The sequence below is a fragment of the Rhizobium aouanii genome, assembly GCF_037002925.1.
Classification (GTDB): Bacteria; Pseudomonadota; Alphaproteobacteria; order Rhizobiales; family Rhizobiaceae; genus Rhizobium; species Rhizobium aouanii.
On record NZ_JBAMYD010000025.1, the window covers coordinates 66,806 to 81,732 of the forward strand.

The following is a 14,927-nucleotide window of genomic DNA, read 5'->3' on the forward strand; positions in this document are numbered from 1 at the left end:
GGCTTTTCCGTTGTCGCGCAACTCCTGACTTTGCGACACTCCGGTCTTTCCTGAAAGCGTTCGAGGTCGATCACAAACGCTCCACTAGCAGGCCTGCCGCCAAGGCATGGAAAGCCTCGACCGCCTTTGGCAGCACGCCCTGCGGATCGTCGCTGGCGGCGATCCAGAGGGCGGCATTGAGAGCCGCGCCGCTCAGCAATCGGGCGGCCGCCTCTGCGTCGAGCGGCTTGAGGATGCCTTGGGAGATCAGGCGCTCGACCGTGCTCCTGGTCACCTGCAGGCAATTGTTCTGGCTCGGCCATTGCGAGGGATCGCCCAGCACCGCAGGTCCATCGAGCAGGACGATGCGCTGGACTTCCGGATTGAGCGCCATCTCGATATAGGCCGCCCCCTCGGCGAGCAGGCCCTGCCAATCGTTACCCGCCTGAGCTCCGATCTCCTGAGCGCGCACGGCCATCTCCGTGTCGATCTGATCGACGACCGCCGCCAGCAGCCCGCGTTTGTCTCCGAAATTGTGGTAGAGCGCGCCGCGTGTCAGCCCGGCGTCGGCCGTCAATTCGTCCATCGATGCTGCCGAGTACCCCTTTTCCGCAAAGGTCTTGCGCGCCGCCGCGATCAGCTTGACGCGGTTTTCCTGCATCGTTTCGCTGCGTTTCCTCGCCATTCGATCCCTCAATTTCATATACGAAGCGTATATGGTCTTGACATACGATGCGTATCTCATACATTTCGCATACGAACCGTATATCAAATGGGGCGCGAGATGTGAAGCGATACGTCGCGCTCAACGGTCGTTGTCAACAATGAAGAGAGATCAGAATGACCCAACGCGAAGCAATCTTTCCGGCCGACAGGCATGCTCTTTACGAAAAGCACGGCTATTCCGCCGCGATCCGATCCGGTGATCTGCTGTTTGTGTCCGGACAGGTCGGCAGCCGTCCGGACGGGACTCCCGAACCCGATTTCGAAAGCCAGGTGCGGCTCGCCTTTGAAAACCTGAAGGCGACGCTGAGTGCCGCCGGCGCAACGCTGGATGATATCGTCGACGTCACCACCTTCCACACCGACCCCGAAAATCAGTTCGGGACGATCATGGCGGTCAAGCAGGAGATGTTCAGCAAGCCACCCTACCCAAACTGGACCGCCATCGGCGTCAACTGGCTCGCCGGCTTCGACTTCGAGATCAAGGTGATCGCCCGTATTCCGTGAAGTCACCCATGATCGACGCGATTGAAATCCGGCGCGCCATTGGCAGTGACGCCCCTTTGATTAGCGAGTTCGTGACAAATACGATCCGCATCAGCAATTCTGCGGATTATCCCGCCAGCGTCATAGAGAGGGTCATCGGCAACTTCTCTGCCGACGCGATCCTGAAATTGATGGACAGCCGGATCGTCTGGATCGCGTTTCAGGACGGTCAACCCGTGGGAACGGCAAGCCTTGATGGGGATACAGTGAGGACGGTTTTCGTATCTCCGACGGCTCAGGGGCGCGGCATCGGAAGACGCCTCATGCAGACCGTTGAAGTCGCTGCTTTTGCCAGCGGCATAAAGGCTTTGCAGGTTCCCGCCTCTCTGACTGCGAGAAATTTCTATGCCCGCCTCGGTTACAACGAGGTGCGGGAGGTTGTTTTTGGCGAAGAGCGTACCCTCGTGATGGAAAAGCAAATCGCTTGAACAGGCGGGAGGCAAGAGGCCAGTCCCGTCCTTCGAGGCCCCTTTGGGGCATCTCAGGATGAGGCTGGAGAGAGGTTGCAGCCTGGTTCAACGGGAAGCGCAGCGGCAAGACGCGCCGGTAGCCCGAGGCAAGCACCACGACCAGCCCTCATCCTGAGGTGCGCAGGCCAAAGGCCGGAGCCTCGAAGGACGAGGGCGGGTGGCGACACCAGCGACCGAATTCCGGCAAGTCACTGATATCGGCGATCCGGCTCTGCCTATCGATAGGACCCGGGCCAATGGAGTTGGCTGGGCGATAAAATGGAAGTATCGATCGATCAAGCCTCGATGGGCAGGCGTCTGCGAACAGTCTTCGGAAAGGGAAAATCTTGGCCGAGAATGATTATGATGCGTTCGCGGCGGCTTATGATGCCGATAACGAGATCAACGTCTGGAATGCCTATTACGAGCGGCCGGCTATTCTTGCCCTGGTTGGCGACGCCGCAGGGCTTTCCGTGCTCGATGCGGGATGCGGCGGCGGGGCGCATGCGGCAGCGCTCGTCGAGCGCGGGGCTGTCGTGACCGGGATCGACGCCAGTGCGGGCATGCTTGATGTCGCGCAACGTCGCCTGCAAGGGCGCGCGCGGCTGCTAACGGCTGATCTCAACGAAGCATTGCCGTTTGCGGACGAAGCTTTCGACCTGATCCTTGCCTCGCTGGTCATGCATTATCTGCCCGACTGGTCGAGGCCGCTTTCGGAATTCAACCGGCTGCTGCCCGAAGGCGGCCGCCTGGTCTTTTCCACCCACCATCCCTTCATGGATCACGCCTCGACCGGCCGCGACAATTACTTCGAGACCTACAGCTTCGATGAGATCTGGCAGCGCGGCGGAAAGGATATCGCCATGCGCTTCTGGCATCGGCCGCTGCATGCCATGTTCGACGCGCTGAAGTCGGCCGGATTTCAGATCGACATCGTCAGCGAGCCCCAGCCCGATCCTCGCGCCCGCACGCTTTTTCCGCAGGCCTATCAGAGCCTGACGACCAAGCCGCGGTTCCTGTTCTTTTCAGTGGTGAAAGCCTGAGGACGTGGATACGAGAGCCTTCCTGTTACGGCCGGGGGCTGCAGTCCTACGGATGGCCGGGAGTAAGCGACAGGCATCACCCCGTCACTCCTTTTCCTCCCAATATCGTTGCCAGAGGTCGAGCCTTAGCTTCAGCGGATCGGCTCCGAACGTCACGCCGTGATTGGTGAAGTCGATGACCCTGTGGACGAAGGGGTCGTGGTGAGGCCATTTTGGCCGCGAGCCTCCATTGGGGTCACCGCTCGTTGCAAATTGGACCCAGTAGGCACTCGCCAATGTGGCCATGGCCCAGTCGGCAGGCGTAACCTTGTCTTTCACCAGTGCGTCTGGAATGTTGAGCGTAAACGGAATTTCGAAGCCGTGCGGAGTGCCTTTCCATGCCGGATCGTTGCGGAGAGCCTCGGCGACATAGGAGAAACGATACCACCACGTCGGCTGACCGGCGCGGATCATCTCGTCAGCGAGGTGGCGGGATGGTTCGACAAGCGTTTTGTCGGCCAGAACCTGCTGCTTCAGCTCATCGAGCGTCTGTTGGCCCGTGGGATCGTAGAGGGTGCGGGCTTCGGCTGCATGCTTCCCGAACAGCGCGAAGAGATCGTCTTTCGTCGCGGCCTGACCGAGACCGAGATCTCGATTATTTGCCCCGACGATGACGGGAACCGGCGCTTGGCGGCCTGCCGCAAAAGCCGCTTCCGGCGTTTCGAGCAAAAACCGTCCGTCAATGATCGGGCCTGAGACGCCGATGACGGGCTTGCCGATCGACATTCCCGCCAGCACGTCGTGTGCCGATGCACCTTCGGTCAGCTTTTCGGCAGGCAGCGCCCGAAGGGCGGTGAGAGCGTCGGCATCGCTGCCATTGATTCCCAGAGAAGCCGCATAGTCCAGCGCGGTTTTCTCCGCTTCTTTCAGCGGTGACAAAGGCGTGCTCTCAGCACGCGCGCTAGGCAGACCCGGTGACTGTAGAATGGCGCCGCGGAAAAGCCCCCGTGACAATGGCGATATCATGTGCGCCATCACCGAGCCGCCACCTGCCGACTCTCCGAATATCGTCACTTTCTTCGGATCGCCGCCGAAGGCTTCGATATTTTGCTGGACCCATTTCAAGGCTGCGAGCTGGTCCATGTAACCATAATTGCCGACGGGCTCGTCAGGGGATTCCTTCATCAGCGCCGGATGGGCAAAGTACCCCAATCGGCCTACACGGTAGTTCATGCTGACAAACACAACTCTCCGGGCGGCCAGCTGGTCGCCGGGATATTGAAGGGTGTTTCCCTGGGCAAGAGCGCCGCCATAAATCCAAACCATCACCGGCAGGGGTGTCCGGGAACGCTTGGCGGGCGTCCAGACATTGAGGGTCAAACAATCCTCTGACTTCGGCAGGTCACCGGTCTGCATGCAGGACGGACCGAAATCGCGGGCATCCTTGATACCGCTCCACGTCTCCATTGGTCTCGGATTGCGCCATCTCAGATCGCCCACCGGCGGTGCCGCATAGGGTATGCCTTTGAAGCTGACGACCGTGCCCGACCTCTCACCCTTCAGCATTCCGCTGCCGATGGTAACGGTGTCGTCTGCCGCACCCAATCGTGGTGCCAACGTCAGTTGACACGATGCGACGGCCAAAAAGAGCAGAAACCTGCGACTGCCGTCCGCAAACACTGCACACTCCAGCGCCAAGTTGAGACAGTTTGGGAGCAAAATACTCCGATGGAGCGGCAACGAAAAGGGTCCGTCAGACGTCGATCAAAGTCGCTATGTCGGCATCGGCCTCTTGCTCGCGCTCATTTATCTGGGCGCCAGGACAAAGTTCTTTGAACGGCGGTGGGCCGAGTAGCTCGGGGGCGGTCAACCGGCCTTAGACCCGCGGCGTTTTGGACGCGAGCAGCGGATCCAATGTCATGCGGCAATCCCGCACATAGATCGCAGCCTGCCCCTCATCCGGCTGCCGCCACCTTCTCCCCGCGCGCGGGGAGAAGGGACATGCCGCACCGGCTTCCTCAACCTTGACGCTGCGTTTGGCACGTCCCCTCTCCCCGTCTTTTACGGGGAGAGGGTTAGGGTGAGGGGCAGTCCACGGCATGAACCGGATAGCGCGGGAATCCGGGCTTTTGCGGCTATTGCTTGCGGCGATCATCGATGACGTCGGTTCGACTCTCCTCGCCTTTGCCGGATTTTCTCCGTTGACCCGTCAGTTCGCCCACGCCTAAGCTGGGGTATGGACGAGCCAGAAATTCCACTTATCGGCGGCAAGGATTCGAACGTCGTGCGCATAGGCGAAACGGTGCGGCGTGGCGGACGTGCGTGGTCTCCCGCTGTTCTCGACCTGCTGCGACACGTCGAGCGCCAGGGCTTTGATGGGTCCCCGCGTGCTCTCGGCCTCGATGATCAGGGACGGGAAATCCTCACCTATATCGAGGGTGAAGTCGGCAACGGCGAAGGTTTCCTTCCCGACAAAGGCGGACGCTTCGACCTCCGTCTCCCGAATTATGTCTGGCGCGACAGTGTCCTCGAGCGCCTGGGAAAATTGCTGCGATCCTACCACGATGCTGCAGCCAGCTTCTTATGGAGAGATCGCGAATGGCGTCTTGACGCCCGCCACCCCGTTGAAACAGTCTGCCACAATGATTTGACGCCGTGGAATACGGTCTTTCAGGCAGGGCTCCCCGTGGCTTTCATCGATTGGGACGCGGCAGCGCCGGGACCGCGCGCCTGGGACCTTGGCTTTGTTGCCTGGCGTTGGGTGCCGTTCTGGCGTAACGAAAAATGCGAGGCGCATGGCTTGCAAACGAGCGTCCGCGAGAAAGCCCGGCGCTTTCAATTGTTACTCGATGCCTACGGTATAGCGCCGGAGATCGGCATCATGCAGGCCGGAATCGAACGGGTTCGGCAAATGCAGCAGCATATGCGCAACCTTGCTGCAGCGGGTTCCGCATGGGAGACCGAACTGGCCAGCCGTGGTGTGCTTGACGAGGGGATGCTTGAGGTCGCCTGAATGGAAGAGTATGCGATGGATCTGATTCAGCGCCCACGCGGGTGAGCGTCGGCTTTTGGCGCAGAGTTTCCATAGCGGCTAAGGCCGTTTGTCTTTGACCCCGAATCCGGATCCAAAGTTATCGCGAATGGTCATGGATGCTCATCCAGCGTAAGCGAAATAAACCTTACCCCGGCCCGGATCAATGATCGTGACACTGCCGCCTTTTCCGTAGGAGTAAAACGATCCAGTTGACTGTATCGACTGGTTGGCTTCGTGATCCCGCCCTTGAGCAATTGAGATCGTGAAGCCGTACTTCTCTAGATATTCGAATATTGTCGGAGGGTGGTGCTTAGGACGCTCTACCGCCATCATATCCGGATCACGGTCGTAGTGATGCCATTGGCCTATCGCTGTTTGGTCGCTACTGTCGTCGACCGGTGTTTCACGCCACGCTCCTTTTGCCCCCGCCAGCATGTTGCCCAGTTGGCTGCCCTGTTTTCGTGCCCAGTCTGCGCTGTCATCGGTCAGCCGATAGACAACGAAACCGGTCTCGTTGTCTCCGGGCATGAAACCGACACCCCAAGATTCTTCCAGACGGTATTCGATCTCCACCACTTCGAGTGGTTTGGGAACGCGTGCGAGAACGGAGTCTCGTTCACTAATTTTGAGGGCAACGCAGGGCAATGCGATAGCCCCTAGGCCAAAAGCAACAATGAGAGTTCTCAGGAAGAGTTGGTTAGGCCGCGTCCGTCGCCACATGCGTCGCAGCCCAATAAAGAGAATTGCGATGGCTGCTATGAACAGCAGGGCGCAGATGGCGAGCACGCCCAATATAACAGCGAAGAAATTCATACGTACTCGTAGGTCGTCGGGGAAATGATTGGAATTCTCGAAGGGCTTGCGGGCACTAAAATTGAGTATGCGTAACAACGTTCTACAATGGAAGCAATGTCCGTTTGTGGCTCAGCTTGGAACACCGCTGGACCCAGTCGTAGCCGCAAATCCGACGGCTCAACACAAGGCGTGAGCCACGCCCATCACCCACCCCTCGCCCCCCGCAAAGCCGTCAGCCCCCGTCGCAGCCACAACAGCTGCTGCGGCGGCATCTGGCGCAAGTGGTCGTAATCCATCACCGTCACGTTATAGACCATGCTGCGCACCTGCGGGCCATCAGGGCAGCGCAGCAGGATGCCCTGCAGCGCCATCATGCGGTTGCTGGCCTTGCGGGCGCGGTCGGCGAAGGTTTCGGTCGGCTCGCCCTCATGGCCTTTGACGGAGAACAGCGATTGCGCTCTGGGGCTCGGGGCCGGGATGCCTGTGGTCTTGTGGTAGCGGGCGATCGTCTCGGCATAGTCGTCGCCGGCCTGGCGCTGTTCGGCGGTGATCAGGCCGTCGAGGAACATGCGGCCGAGGGTGTAGCCGGCAAAGGGGCTCTTCACCGTCTCGTCATCAACCGTCCGGCCGAAGCCGTGGATGCGCCTGCGGGCGGATATCGCGACGCTGATATTGTCCTTCTCGGTTTCGAAGGGCTTGATCTTGCCGCAGGGAAAACGCTCGACATTTTCCTTGCGCGGCCGGCCGGCGCCCTTGTTAACCCGTCCTGTCTTCACCTTGGTGGCTTTGCCGCCCATGCTGATCGTCCTTCTATCGAATGATGCCGTTTCTGAGTGTCGCGGCGACCAGCGCCGTTTCCTTGAAGACGCCGAGCTTCATCTTGGCGTTGGCGATGTGCGTGTTCACGGTGATCGGCGAGATGCCGAGAATGGTGCCGATCTCGGCGGCCGTCTTGCCCGCCGCCATCCAGCGGATCACTTCGGTTTCGCGTGGGGTGACGGCGCTCATGGCTCAGCGGGCCCGTCGATGCTGGGCACGCGCGGCATCGTCACATGCGCGCCCGACAGGGTCACCCGTGTCACGCGGTCGGGGTGGCGGATCGGCTGGACGGGCGGGCCCGCCTTCGGATGCGGATGCCAGGTGTCTTGCCTCGAGGGGAACCTGTCGCGGTTGCGATGCGCCATGTTGATGACGGTGTTCTTCTTCGAGCCGAACAGGTTGGCGATTTCTCTGGCCGACAGCCCTTCCTTCCAGAGCTTTTCCGCCTTGACGATCTTGTCTTCCGTCCAAAAGGTGATGGTCACTTGGTGGCCTCCTGTGCATCGCGCGCGGCGCGGGCAATGATCGGGTTGTCGGGAAACATGCGGGCGAGCTCCCGCTTGGCGCTGCGGCTGCCATTGGCCGCATCACGCAGCAGCTGCATCTTGTAGGCCGGCACTTTCGGCCGCGGCACCTCGGGCTCGGCTTCCAGGCGCGGCCGGCGCTCGGCCTCGATCGCCGCCTGCTGCTGGCGGCACTCTTCGGCAAAGCTCGCCGAGCTCGGGGCAAAGGCGCGGTTATGGTCCCTGACCTGGCCGGAGATGAAGCGTTTGGCGGCCCGCCAGACCGCCTCTGCCGGCAGGCCCTCGACGGCGACGAGATAGGCGCGGATCTGCATGTCGGGATCAGTGCCTGCGGATGCCGGGAAGCCAGAAAGCATCCCCGAAATGATCTTCACCAGAGGGGAAATCTCGTGCGGCATCCACTGCTGTCCTTCTCGTGCTGCTGTTGATCGACCCGGCTTCCCTCGCTTTCTCCTTGAGATACCAGTCGCATTTGATCGCCTGCCAGCCGCGGAAGATCTGCATCTCGGCGGCGCCGACCGGATCGCCGGTCATCAGATATTCCCTGGCCTGCATCCGCGCGGCATAGACCGTCAGCGGCTTCTTCAGCGTGCGCTTGCGAAATTCGATGATCGCTGCCGCCAGTTCCTCGCCCAGCACCGGGCGGAGGATTTCCATGATCTCCTCACTCACCGTGTCCTTAGCCATGCGATGTCCCTTTCCCGCTTGAGATAGCCTCTTCAAACCCGCAGCCTCCGTCGCCCGCCGGCAAAATTGACCGGGGCGCCGGGCCTCGCGGGGCGGCGGACGAACCGACGGATCTCGCCGGCATGGTCCTGCTGGGCACTGTCACCTTTCTCCGCGCTTCGCAGCCGGTGGATCTCGCTTTCCACCGAGGGCACCGACGTGCCGAGGAGGGCCGCGATCTCGATATAGTCCCGGCCGCTGCGGAAGAGTTCGAGCGCGTTCATCTGCGTGCTTTGCTGCGCTGGCGCCGCCTCGGCCTGGATGCTCATCGCTTGGTCCTTCTTTCCGATTTCGAACGCGGCTCGCCGTTCCCGCCGGAGCGGGTGGCTCGTCCCGTGCTTGATTCAATTCATCGATGACGACCGGAGCGGGCTCTTGCGCGAGCAAAGGCTCCGGTCGTCTGCCAGGCCGCCGCCTGGGTCGGACACGACATCGTCGCGCCGGTGGGCACGGCATCGCCGCGCCCAATGGGCACGACACAGTCGCGCCCGAGGATGCTGGCGTCGCCGAGGGAGGGCAACGACGCCAGCGGCCGATAGCCGTCAGGGAGGGGCTGGGCTATCGGGGTCGGGGGTCGGCAGAGCGCCGGGGAATATCTCCCGCATCTCTTCCGGGCGCGTCGGCCGATCGCAATTCTCGCAGTGTCGCTCGATTACCTCGGCGATCGACAGCGCCTTTGCACAGATCGGGCAGCCGGTGTAGCGGGCTCGGCGGCGCTGGAACTCGCGGGCGGGTGTTGCGGTGGCGATGGTCATAGCGACTCCACCTCCCGGTTGGCGTTCAGCACCTGCTGCAGGGCCTTGGCGAGGAAGGGGATATCCTCGTTGCGAACGGGGATCACGGACATGCGCCCTCCCCTTGGCCCTTGCGGCCGGTGAATGACGACGCCGGTCGGCATGACGTCCATGGCGAGCCGCTCTTCGCTTGAGATGGTGAACCTCATGGCGCCGTCTCCCCAGCCAGAAAAGCTATGTGGTTGTTGATGATGTCGGTGTTTGTCATGGCGATTAGGGTACAATTAATACCCGTAATGTCAAGCACATTAGGGCATGACATGTACCTTAATTTAGGGTATTTTTTATATCATGTTGAAAGATCAGGAACAATTTGAGCGCGAAGAACGCGCAAAGCGGCTGGTCATGGCCCGAAAGAATGCCGGCTTTGCCGGGCCGAAGGCGATCGTCGATCGGTTCGGCTGGAATGCCAATGTCTACAAGGCGCATGAATCCGGCCGCAACGGCTTCGGCATTGCCGATGCGAAGAAGTATGCCCAAGCTTTCAAGGTCAATCTCAACTGGCTGCAGTTCGGCGCCGGCAACGCGCTCGATCCGGATGAGCTGCCGGCCTCCGTCGCCGATGTCCCCAAAATCTCCTGGGTCAGCGCCGGCCAGCTGAGCGAGCAGGCGCCGATCACCGATTTTTCGGAATTCCCGACGGTCGCCGCCCTCGACCTGCCCGATGGCGAATGGATCGCGCTCGAGGTCGAAGGCAATTCGATGAACAAGATCTCGCCGCCGGGCTCGATCATTTTCGTCAATCTGCGCGACAAGCGCCTGGCGCCGAACGCGCTCTATGTCGTCGCCGACGAGACGGGTGCCGCAACCTACAAGCGCTATCGCCCGAACGACGACCCGCCCTTCCAGCCCGCTTCCTACGAGGACGTGCCGCCGCCGGAATTCCAGGGCGCCGTCACCATCGTCGGCCGCGTCCGCCGGTCGATCATCGAGATGTGAAGATGAGTGCGCAAGGCTCGGAAACAACGCCGCGAATCAATCATATTTCAATAGGGAAAACAGGATGATACGCCCTTCCTCACGCGCAGGCAGAATCTGGTTCTATATCGTCACGATCGCGGTGTTGCTCCTGGCCTACAGCGCCGCGCGAGAGATGTACGGCCTGTAGGATTTAGCTTCGAAGCGCGCCAATCCCCAGCTGGGATTACGAGGGGTATCGGGACGATTCATCCTCTGAAACCAGAAATTGTGGACGCTCCGGATGCCGTTCGCGTACCATTCTCGTCACCGCCACGAGGATGGAACGGATGGCTGCGGGGAACATGTCCTTTGGCAGCGTCCTTCCATAGATCATAGAATTCGGTGATCCCAGGCTCGCCTCGATCACTTCGTCGGTGATTTCGATTTCGTTGCGCATGGCCGGCCTCTTTTCTCTTAGCTTCATACTCCAACTTCGGTTCTCACTCCTCTCTTCAGCTTAGGAGGAGAAGGTTCCTGAAGGCTGGTGAGGGAGGGTTCCGGCCAAAGCTTCCCCCTACCCCATGAGCAAAGCCCATGAAGCCGGGAGAGCATTGGCCAAGTCCTGAAGGCCGGAGCCGGGATGGGACACGTGCCAGAGGGGCCATTCGCTTCGCCCTCGTCCTGATTTTCTGACAGCGCACTTAAGGACTTTCGCTTCCCGCGCCGCTGGGCTTCGTCAGCTCGGGAGTTGCACCCGGTCGCCCAATCACTGGTCCCAGACATAGACCTATGATTCGTACCTCGTCAATCCAAGAGGTATTTTTTATACCTCTTACTGTTGACGCAATCAGGTATTATATATACCTTAACCTCAAGCCGATTAAATGGGCGAGAGGACAGGGCGATGCAGCACATTCGCAAGATCGAGACCGAGGAAAGCAGGCGGGATGCCCGCTGGAATGGCGCGCAGACGATCGGCGACTGCCGTGCCTATATGGCGATCGAGGCCCAGCGCATGGGCGCGCTTGGCTTTGCGTTCCTGCGCCGTCCCGAACATTTAATCCGCGGCCCATCCTGGCTGCGCGGGGCGGCAGCCTCCGTCGAGGAGCATTACCGCTATGCCCGCGAGATCATGGGCATCGCCAACAACGATCAATTCTACGCCTGAGGGGAACGGAGATGTCTGCCGCCAACCTTACCCCTGGTTCAACCGCGAGCCCTTCCCTTCCTGCCGCCCCACTGGTCGGAGCAAGCAAAAAGACCCGCGCCAAGGCCCGCTTCACCGCCGGGGCGCCCGATCTCCTGAAGGCGCTGGTGGAGGCCGAACGTTTCTTCGATGGCAGCCAAGATCACGGCTGCCCGCTTCACCAGAAAATCCTCGCCGCCATCGACACGGTGAAAGGCGGTGCCTCATGAGCGATTGCCTCGTCAAAGCTTTTTCCGGCTGCGCCTGCCCGCCCGGCGAATGCGTGGAAAAGCCCACCACCCCGGCGCCGGTCACTTTCGTCTCGTGGCGGATCCAGGCCATCGCCTGCCTCACCTTCGGCTTCCTCGCAGCGATCGTCTCTGCCGCCTGGATGGAGACGCAGTTCAAAACCCGGGATCTGCAAAACCAGGAGCATGTGTCATGGAAGTGAGCCAAGACTTTGCCAGACGCCACGGATCAGGAACTGAACTTGATGTCGCTGGCCTTGGCCGCAGTAATGAACGCCCGCCGCACCTGCTCGGGCTCGGCGGCATCATTGAACACATCAAGCACAAGCCGTTCGGCAACCTTGGCCGCCGGCGTCTGCTCGGGCCAATCATTCAGCAAGGTATTGCCGGCCTGCACGACATTGTAGACTGTCCTCACCTTGCCATTGATGGTGATCTTCACCGGTTTGAACCTTCGTCGCTTGCTCATGATGCAGCTCCCTCACGCTGGACACGCGACTCAACGAATCACTTCGGGACTCGTTCCGGTTGAGGAGCCTGTCGTGCGTGTTATTGTTGATCAGAGAATCAAAGAAATTTGCCGGTGGCTGAAAACATGCCAGAGCCAGAAAAACGGGGCGACAAGTTTACCTGGACATATGTCCTCTGGTTGCTGCCGTGGCTGGCGCCAATTTGGCTATACTGGCTTCTTCCGACGTGGGATTGGTGGACAATCAGCCTTATCATATGGGTCCTGACCCTGATCGCCGTCGCAGGCTCCCTCTGCATCAATCTGGCGCAGCGACGCTGGCGGCGTCTCGTCTCTCTCCTAATCGCACCCCTTCTGTTGCTGGTCCCGCTTCGTATCCTCGCTGCTGTCGGCATCACCTCCGACAGCGTTCGATTTGCGCTGACCAAGCAAACCTATCTGGCAGAGATCGAACGAACCGATCTGCCGGGCGGAGAGCAACGATTCAGGACATTCGTATGGGACGATACGTTCCTCGAGAAAACCTACTCGACGCTCGTCTACGACGAGAGTGATGAAGTCGCCTTGCCCAGGGGCGAGCAATCCGCGGCCTGGCAACAGCGTGTCCAAATCTCATGCCCGGAAAAGAAGGAATGCGTGGATCTCGATCCAGGTCCGGACGAGTACGTCAGCGTCAGAAAGATCGGCGAACACTTCTATATTCTGGACGATAGTCTGCCGAACGCGTTTCCTTAAGCAGCCGCCGCGCCCTTGGAAAATTCTCCTCTCTTGATTCCGCCTGCGCCACCGTCTAATTTGACCATATATGGTCATTTAGAGGACGAGGCGGCAGTGTCGACAATCAGCGTGGCAGAGGCGAAGGCCGGTTTCGCCGGTCTGGTGGACGAAGCGGCAAACGGAGAGTTCGTGACGATCACGCGGCACGGAAAGCCCGCTGCCGTGCTAGTGTCCGTCGAAGCGGCCGAGGCGGCGAAAAGAGCTTTGAAGAAGCCACGGCCGAATTTTGGGGATTTCCTGTTGACGTTTCCCGGTGGGGTCGAGCTGGAGCGGAACCCATCGAAAATGCGCGATATCGATCTGTGACCGCCTATCTTCTCGACACGAATATCATCTCGACGTTCGCGCCGGGCAAGGTGCCGCCGTCCGATCCGGTGCGGGCATGGTTTCATGAGCAAGGTGAAGCCGATAGCCTGTTTCTGTCGGCCCTGTCGGTCGCGGAGATCGAGAAGGGAATGCGGAACCTTCACCGCCGCGGCGGGATCGAGCGGGCAAAGCGCCTTTCGGCATGGCTGGACGTCATCACCGAGAGTTTCGGCGATCGGATACTGCCGATGGATACCGTTGTCGCGCGCATCGTCGGCGCCCTGGAAGATGAAGCCAAGAGCCAGGGCCGTCATCCCGGCCTCGGCGATCTCATCATCGCGGCGACCGCGCGCGCCTATGACCTCACTGTCATCACGGAAAAATTGCGGCATTTCCAGCCGCTTGATGTGGCTGTCGATCTTCCCGCCGCGTTCCGGTCGGAATGATCGTTACCGACGCTGCCAAGACGCCGCCGACCGAAGCGCAGATATCTCGCGAGCAGGATGCTTCGCCGGCCGCGCTACGATTGCTACGGGGCTCAATGATGTCCCGCCCCGATATTCATCGAGATGGAGGCACTTATTGCTGGTTAGCTAGGCCGGAGGTTTCCGCGTCCATCTGACCGGACCGGGGGCCAAGGCGCTCCGTCAAGTTCTGGAGGAGCCTATCCCGGGCGGAGTTCTGGACGAGATCGATGGCAAGGGTCAGCGCGCGGCGGCCTTCGTTGCTATCGATCTCACAGTGGTTCTTTGTACACCACTGCCGAACCGCAGTGATGACGACTTCGATGTCTTGATCGGACAAGGTAATGAGGGACTGAAGCATTTCGATGCCTCCAAAATCCGAGAGCGCCTACGGTCCGCCAAGGGATGAAATCGATATCGCTAGTGATGAGCAGCGGACGTCGTCGCGTTGATTTTCAGCGAATGAGGGCTTTCAAACCTGGCGATCAGCAGCGTAGCCAGCTCCTCCGGCGTCCTGTGCCCCTGGCTAAAAAGATCGACAGCCGCGCTACAGAGCAATTGCGTTGCTCCTTCCGTCGGCGTGATGCGATTATACCGGTACCGGGTCCGAATAGCCTCCGTAAGCACGTTCACGTCTTTCGTCCGGAGCGAGAGGTTGAAATCGATCATATCATCCTCCTACGCCTCGCCGCTCCAGGTTAATCTTGAGTTCAAGCTCATGCTAAAATTTAATCCATTGGCTCCTCGCCGCCAACTATCAGTGCGGTTGCGCACAGTGGCCGCAAGGGCATCGGCAGCGATGACGAAAGCATGCCCAAGGCTGTTGATTTGAACCCTGCTGAACGGCAAAATAAGCGGCTTATCCTGCCGGGCTTTGAAGGATTTCGAATGCCACGCTTCTACTTCAACATTCTGTCTGAAGCAGGATCGCTCGACGACTGGGAAGGAACCGAGCTTGCTGATTTGGATGCCGCTCGCATTGAAGCGGTGCGTGATGCTCGCGCATTGATGAGCAGTGCCGTGCTGCTTGGATATGACATTGCGTCAAGAAGCGTCGAGATCAGAAACGAAACAGGCGATATCCTGCTCGTGTTGCCTTTTTCGGAAGCGGTTAAGCGAGTGGGCTGATCTATCTGGCGCGGAGCGGAAGACCCAGCAACTTTTCA

At 60.1% G+C, this 14,927-nt stretch carries 27 protein-coding genes; 12 read left to right on the forward strand and 15 right to left on the reverse strand.

The features are described 5' to 3' along the window. Nucleotides 1-70 precede the first annotated feature (70 nt). A complete protein-coding gene (locus V8P77_RS31580) occupies nucleotides 71-664 on the reverse strand; it encodes a TetR/AcrR family transcriptional regulator (RefSeq protein ID WP_507237393.1) in 594 nt (197 codons plus the stop codon). Nucleotides 665-819: 155 nt separating this feature from the next. Between V8P77_RS31580 and V8P77_RS31585 the strand changes: the two genes are divergently transcribed. From V8P77_RS31585 to V8P77_RS31595, 3 genes are all read left to right on the forward strand, one after another. After that, complete coding sequence (locus V8P77_RS31585; RefSeq protein WP_335916192.1) at nucleotides 820-1,209, forward strand: RidA family protein; 390 nt, start codon at nucleotides 820-822, stop codon at nucleotides 1,207-1,209. Between the two features lie 8 nt (nucleotides 1,210-1,217). Next, entirely contained in the window at nucleotides 1,218-1,676 is a 459-nt protein-coding gene (locus V8P77_RS31590; RefSeq protein WP_335916193.1) for a GNAT family N-acetyltransferase, read from the forward strand. Nucleotides 1,677-2,044: 368 nt separating this feature from the next. After that, on the forward strand, nucleotides 2,045-2,740 hold the full coding sequence (locus V8P77_RS31595; protein ID WP_335916194.1) for a class I SAM-dependent methyltransferase: 696 nt from the start codon (nucleotides 2,045-2,047) through the stop codon (nucleotides 2,738-2,740). Between the two features lie 84 nt (nucleotides 2,741-2,824). Here the strand turns inward: V8P77_RS31595 and V8P77_RS31600 are convergent, their stop codons facing one another. Next, entirely contained in the window at nucleotides 2,825-4,399 is a 1,575-nt protein-coding gene (locus V8P77_RS31600; RefSeq protein ID WP_335916195.1) for a carboxylesterase/lipase family protein, read from the reverse strand. A gap of 556 nt (nucleotides 4,400-4,955) precedes the next feature. On the opposite strand from V8P77_RS31600, the gene V8P77_RS31605 reads away from it, so the two are divergent. After that, nucleotides 4,956-5,732 (forward strand): phosphotransferase, encoded by a 777-nt coding sequence (locus V8P77_RS31605; RefSeq protein ID WP_335916197.1) that lies wholly within the window; start codon nucleotides 4,956-4,958, stop codon nucleotides 5,730-5,732. A 141-nt stretch (nucleotides 5,733-5,873) separates the two neighbouring features. Here V8P77_RS31605 and V8P77_RS31610 read toward each other — a convergent pair whose 3' ends face one another. The 9 genes from V8P77_RS31610 to V8P77_RS31650 all read right to left on the reverse strand — a co-directional run bounded on the left by V8P77_RS31610 (nucleotide 5,874) and on the right by V8P77_RS31650 (nucleotide 9,560). Then, a complete protein-coding gene (locus V8P77_RS31610) occupies nucleotides 5,874-6,566 on the reverse strand; it encodes a hypothetical protein (RefSeq protein WP_335916198.1) in 693 nt (230 codons plus the stop codon). 185 nt (nucleotides 6,567-6,751) lie between these two features. Then, nucleotides 6,752-7,345: a hypothetical protein gene (locus tag V8P77_RS31615; RefSeq protein ID WP_335916199.1), complete on the reverse strand. Its 594-nt coding sequence runs from the start codon at nucleotides 7,343-7,345 to the stop codon at nucleotides 6,752-6,754. A 13-nt stretch (nucleotides 7,346-7,358) separates the two neighbouring features. Next, the gene (locus V8P77_RS31620; protein WP_335916200.1) at nucleotides 7,359-7,556 is read right to left on the reverse strand and encodes a helix-turn-helix transcriptional regulator; all 198 of its coding nucleotides are present in this window, start codon (nucleotides 7,554-7,556) and stop codon (nucleotides 7,359-7,361) included. Continuing rightward, nucleotides 7,553-7,852, reverse strand: a complete 300-nt coding sequence (locus V8P77_RS31625) for a GcrA family cell cycle regulator (protein WP_027668500.1) — start codon at nucleotides 7,850-7,852, stop codon at nucleotides 7,553-7,555. Before V8P77_RS31625 ends, V8P77_RS31620 begins: the two co-directional genes overlap by 4 nt. After that, nucleotides 7,849-8,247 carry a hypothetical protein gene (locus tag V8P77_RS31630; protein ID WP_316030009.1) on the reverse strand — a complete coding sequence of 133 codons (399 nt, stop codon included), beginning with the start codon at nucleotides 8,245-8,247 and terminating at the stop codon, nucleotides 7,849-7,851. The genes V8P77_RS31625 and V8P77_RS31630 overlap by 4 nt, the downstream gene beginning before the upstream one ends. Then, entirely contained in the window at nucleotides 8,213-8,578 is a 366-nt protein-coding gene (locus tag V8P77_RS31635; RefSeq protein ID WP_335916202.1) for a hypothetical protein, read from the reverse strand. The genes V8P77_RS31630 and V8P77_RS31635 overlap by 35 nt, the downstream gene beginning before the upstream one ends. A 32-nt stretch (nucleotides 8,579-8,610) precedes the next feature. Then, nucleotides 8,611-8,886 carry a sigma-70 family RNA polymerase sigma factor gene (locus tag V8P77_RS31640; RefSeq protein WP_335916204.1) on the reverse strand — a complete coding sequence of 92 codons (276 nt, stop codon included), beginning with the start codon at nucleotides 8,884-8,886 and terminating at the stop codon, nucleotides 8,611-8,613. Between the two features lie 273 nt (nucleotides 8,887-9,159). After that, complete coding sequence (locus V8P77_RS31645; protein WP_316029995.1) at nucleotides 9,160-9,372, reverse strand: hypothetical protein; 213 nt, start codon at nucleotides 9,370-9,372, stop codon at nucleotides 9,160-9,162. After that, the gene (locus tag V8P77_RS31650) at nucleotides 9,369-9,560 is read right to left on the reverse strand and encodes a hypothetical protein (RefSeq protein WP_041936201.1); all 192 of its coding nucleotides are present in this window, start codon (nucleotides 9,558-9,560) and stop codon (nucleotides 9,369-9,371) included. The genes V8P77_RS31645 and V8P77_RS31650 overlap by 4 nt, the downstream gene beginning before the upstream one ends. 142 nt (nucleotides 9,561-9,702) lie before the next feature. Between V8P77_RS31650 and V8P77_RS31655 the strand changes: the two genes are divergently transcribed. Next, nucleotides 9,703-10,350 carry a S24 family peptidase gene (locus tag V8P77_RS31655; RefSeq protein ID WP_335916207.1) on the forward strand — a complete coding sequence of 216 codons (648 nt, stop codon included), beginning with the start codon at nucleotides 9,703-9,705 and terminating at the stop codon, nucleotides 10,348-10,350. Between the two features lie 205 nt (nucleotides 10,351-10,555). Here the strand turns inward: V8P77_RS31655 and V8P77_RS31660 are convergent, their stop codons facing one another. Continuing rightward, on the reverse strand, nucleotides 10,556-10,768 hold the full coding sequence (locus V8P77_RS31660; protein ID WP_335916209.1) for a hypothetical protein: 213 nt from the start codon (nucleotides 10,766-10,768) through the stop codon (nucleotides 10,556-10,558). Between the two features lie 447 nt (nucleotides 10,769-11,215). Between V8P77_RS31660 and V8P77_RS31665 the strand changes: the two genes are divergently transcribed. From V8P77_RS31665 to V8P77_RS31675, 3 genes are read left to right on the forward strand one after another with little or no spacing between them, the layout of a single operon-like run. Then, nucleotides 11,216-11,479, forward strand: a complete 264-nt coding sequence (locus tag V8P77_RS31665; RefSeq protein ID WP_168257994.1) for a hypothetical protein — start codon at nucleotides 11,216-11,218, stop codon at nucleotides 11,477-11,479. An 11-nt stretch (nucleotides 11,480-11,490) separates the two neighbouring features. Continuing rightward, complete coding sequence (locus tag V8P77_RS31670; protein WP_335916211.1) at nucleotides 11,491-11,727, forward strand: hypothetical protein; 237 nt, start codon at nucleotides 11,491-11,493, stop codon at nucleotides 11,725-11,727. Then, nucleotides 11,724-11,948: a hypothetical protein gene (locus V8P77_RS31675; protein WP_335916213.1), complete on the forward strand. Its 225-nt coding sequence runs from the start codon at nucleotides 11,724-11,726 to the stop codon at nucleotides 11,946-11,948. Before V8P77_RS31670 ends, V8P77_RS31675 begins: the two co-directional genes overlap by 4 nt. Nucleotides 11,949-11,974: 26 nt before the next feature. On the opposite strand, the gene V8P77_RS31680 is transcribed toward V8P77_RS31675, so the two are convergent. Beyond that, complete coding sequence (locus V8P77_RS31680; protein ID WP_020048866.1) at nucleotides 11,975-12,214, reverse strand: DUF982 domain-containing protein; 240 nt, start codon at nucleotides 12,212-12,214, stop codon at nucleotides 11,975-11,977. Between the two features lie 126 nt (nucleotides 12,215-12,340). Between V8P77_RS31680 and V8P77_RS31685 the strand changes: the two genes are divergently transcribed. The 3 genes from V8P77_RS31685 to V8P77_RS31695 all read left to right on the forward strand — a co-directional run bounded on the left by V8P77_RS31685 (nucleotide 12,341) and on the right by V8P77_RS31695 (nucleotide 13,743). Beyond that, a complete protein-coding gene (locus V8P77_RS31685; RefSeq protein WP_335916229.1) occupies nucleotides 12,341-12,949 on the forward strand; it encodes a hypothetical protein in 609 nt (202 codons plus the stop codon). A gap of 96 nt (nucleotides 12,950-13,045) precedes the next feature. After that, the gene (locus V8P77_RS31690) at nucleotides 13,046-13,297 is read left to right on the forward strand and encodes a type II toxin-antitoxin system Phd/YefM family antitoxin (RefSeq protein WP_003546085.1); all 252 of its coding nucleotides are present in this window, start codon (nucleotides 13,046-13,048) and stop codon (nucleotides 13,295-13,297) included. Further along, entirely contained in the window at nucleotides 13,294-13,743 is a 450-nt protein-coding gene (locus tag V8P77_RS31695; RefSeq protein WP_335916221.1) for a type II toxin-antitoxin system VapC family toxin, read from the forward strand. The genes V8P77_RS31690 and V8P77_RS31695 overlap by 4 nt, the downstream gene beginning before the upstream one ends. Before the next feature lie 133 nt (nucleotides 13,744-13,876). On the opposite strand, the gene V8P77_RS31700 is transcribed toward V8P77_RS31695, so the two are convergent. Beyond that, nucleotides 13,877-14,122 (reverse strand): hypothetical protein, encoded by a 246-nt coding sequence (locus tag V8P77_RS31700; protein ID WP_335916222.1) that lies wholly within the window; start codon nucleotides 14,120-14,122, stop codon nucleotides 13,877-13,879. A 59-nt stretch (nucleotides 14,123-14,181) separates the two neighbouring features. Further along, a complete protein-coding gene (locus tag V8P77_RS31705; protein ID WP_335916223.1) occupies nucleotides 14,182-14,430 on the reverse strand; it encodes a hypothetical protein in 249 nt (82 codons plus the stop codon). 219 nt (nucleotides 14,431-14,649) lie between these two features. On the opposite strand from V8P77_RS31705, the gene V8P77_RS31710 reads away from it, so the two are divergent. After that, a complete protein-coding gene (locus V8P77_RS31710) occupies nucleotides 14,650-14,889 on the forward strand; it encodes a DUF6894 family protein (RefSeq protein WP_026170667.1) in 240 nt (79 codons plus the stop codon). The last annotated feature ends 38 nt before the right edge of the window (nucleotides 14,890-14,927 follow it).

Excerpts from the sequence above, each read along its gene's own strand:
- V8P77_RS31580 (WP_507237393.1), bottom strand. The coding sequence starts at position 664 with ATGGCGAGGAAACGCAGCGAAACGATGCAGGAAAACCGCGTCAAGCTG.
- V8P77_RS31585 (WP_335916192.1), top strand. The coding sequence starts at position 820 with ATGACCCAACGCGAAGCAATCTTTCCGGCCGACAGGCATGCTCTTTAC.
- V8P77_RS31590 (WP_335916193.1), top strand. The coding sequence starts at position 1,218 with ATGATCGACGCGATTGAAATCCGGCGCGCCATTGGCAGTGACGCCCCT.
- V8P77_RS31605 (WP_335916197.1), top strand. The coding sequence starts at position 4,956 with ATGGACGAGCCAGAAATTCCACTTATCGGCGGCAAGGATTCGAACGTC.
- V8P77_RS31610 (WP_335916198.1), bottom strand. The coding sequence starts at position 6,566 with ATGAATTTCTTCGCTGTTATATTGGGCGTGCTCGCCATCTGCGCCCTG.
- V8P77_RS31615 (WP_335916199.1), bottom strand. The coding sequence starts at position 7,345 with ATGGGCGGCAAAGCCACCAAGGTGAAGACAGGACGGGTTAACAAGGGC.
- V8P77_RS31620 (WP_335916200.1), bottom strand. The coding sequence starts at position 7,556 with ATGAGCGCCGTCACCCCACGCGAAACCGAAGTGATCCGCTGGATGGCG.
- V8P77_RS31630 (WP_316030009.1), bottom strand. The coding sequence starts at position 8,247 with ATGCTTTCTGGCTTCCCGGCATCCGCAGGCACTGATCCCGACATGCAG.
- V8P77_RS31635 (WP_335916202.1), bottom strand. The coding sequence starts at position 8,578 with ATGGCTAAGGACACGGTGAGTGAGGAGATCATGGAAATCCTCCGCCCG.
- V8P77_RS31640 (WP_335916204.1), bottom strand. The coding sequence starts at position 8,886 with ATGAGCATCCAGGCCGAGGCGGCGCCAGCGCAGCAAAGCACGCAGATG.
- V8P77_RS31645 (WP_316029995.1), bottom strand. The coding sequence starts at position 9,372 with ATGACCATCGCCACCGCAACACCCGCCCGCGAGTTCCAGCGCCGCCGA.
- V8P77_RS31650 (WP_041936201.1), bottom strand. The coding sequence starts at position 9,560 with ATGAGGTTCACCATCTCAAGCGAAGAGCGGCTCGCCATGGACGTCATG.
- V8P77_RS31655 (WP_335916207.1), top strand. The coding sequence starts at position 9,703 with ATGTTGAAAGATCAGGAACAATTTGAGCGCGAAGAACGCGCAAAGCGG.
- V8P77_RS31660 (WP_335916209.1), bottom strand. The coding sequence starts at position 10,768 with ATGCGCAACGAAATCGAAATCACCGACGAAGTGATCGAGGCGAGCCTG.
- V8P77_RS31665 (WP_168257994.1), top strand. The coding sequence starts at position 11,216 with ATGCAGCACATTCGCAAGATCGAGACCGAGGAAAGCAGGCGGGATGCC.
- V8P77_RS31670 (WP_335916211.1), top strand. The coding sequence starts at position 11,491 with ATGTCTGCCGCCAACCTTACCCCTGGTTCAACCGCGAGCCCTTCCCTT.
- V8P77_RS31675 (WP_335916213.1), top strand. The coding sequence starts at position 11,724 with ATGAGCGATTGCCTCGTCAAAGCTTTTTCCGGCTGCGCCTGCCCGCCC.
- V8P77_RS31680 (WP_020048866.1), bottom strand. The coding sequence starts at position 12,214 with ATGAGCAAGCGACGAAGGTTCAAACCGGTGAAGATCACCATCAATGGC.
- V8P77_RS31685 (WP_335916229.1), top strand. The coding sequence starts at position 12,341 with ATGCCAGAGCCAGAAAAACGGGGCGACAAGTTTACCTGGACATATGTC.
- V8P77_RS31700 (WP_335916222.1), bottom strand. The coding sequence starts at position 14,122 with ATGCTTCAGTCCCTCATTACCTTGTCCGATCAAGACATCGAAGTCGTC.
- V8P77_RS31705 (WP_335916223.1), bottom strand. The coding sequence starts at position 14,430 with ATGATCGATTTCAACCTCTCGCTCCGGACGAAAGACGTGAACGTGCTT.
- V8P77_RS31710 (WP_026170667.1), top strand. The coding sequence starts at position 14,650 with ATGCCACGCTTCTACTTCAACATTCTGTCTGAAGCAGGATCGCTCGAC.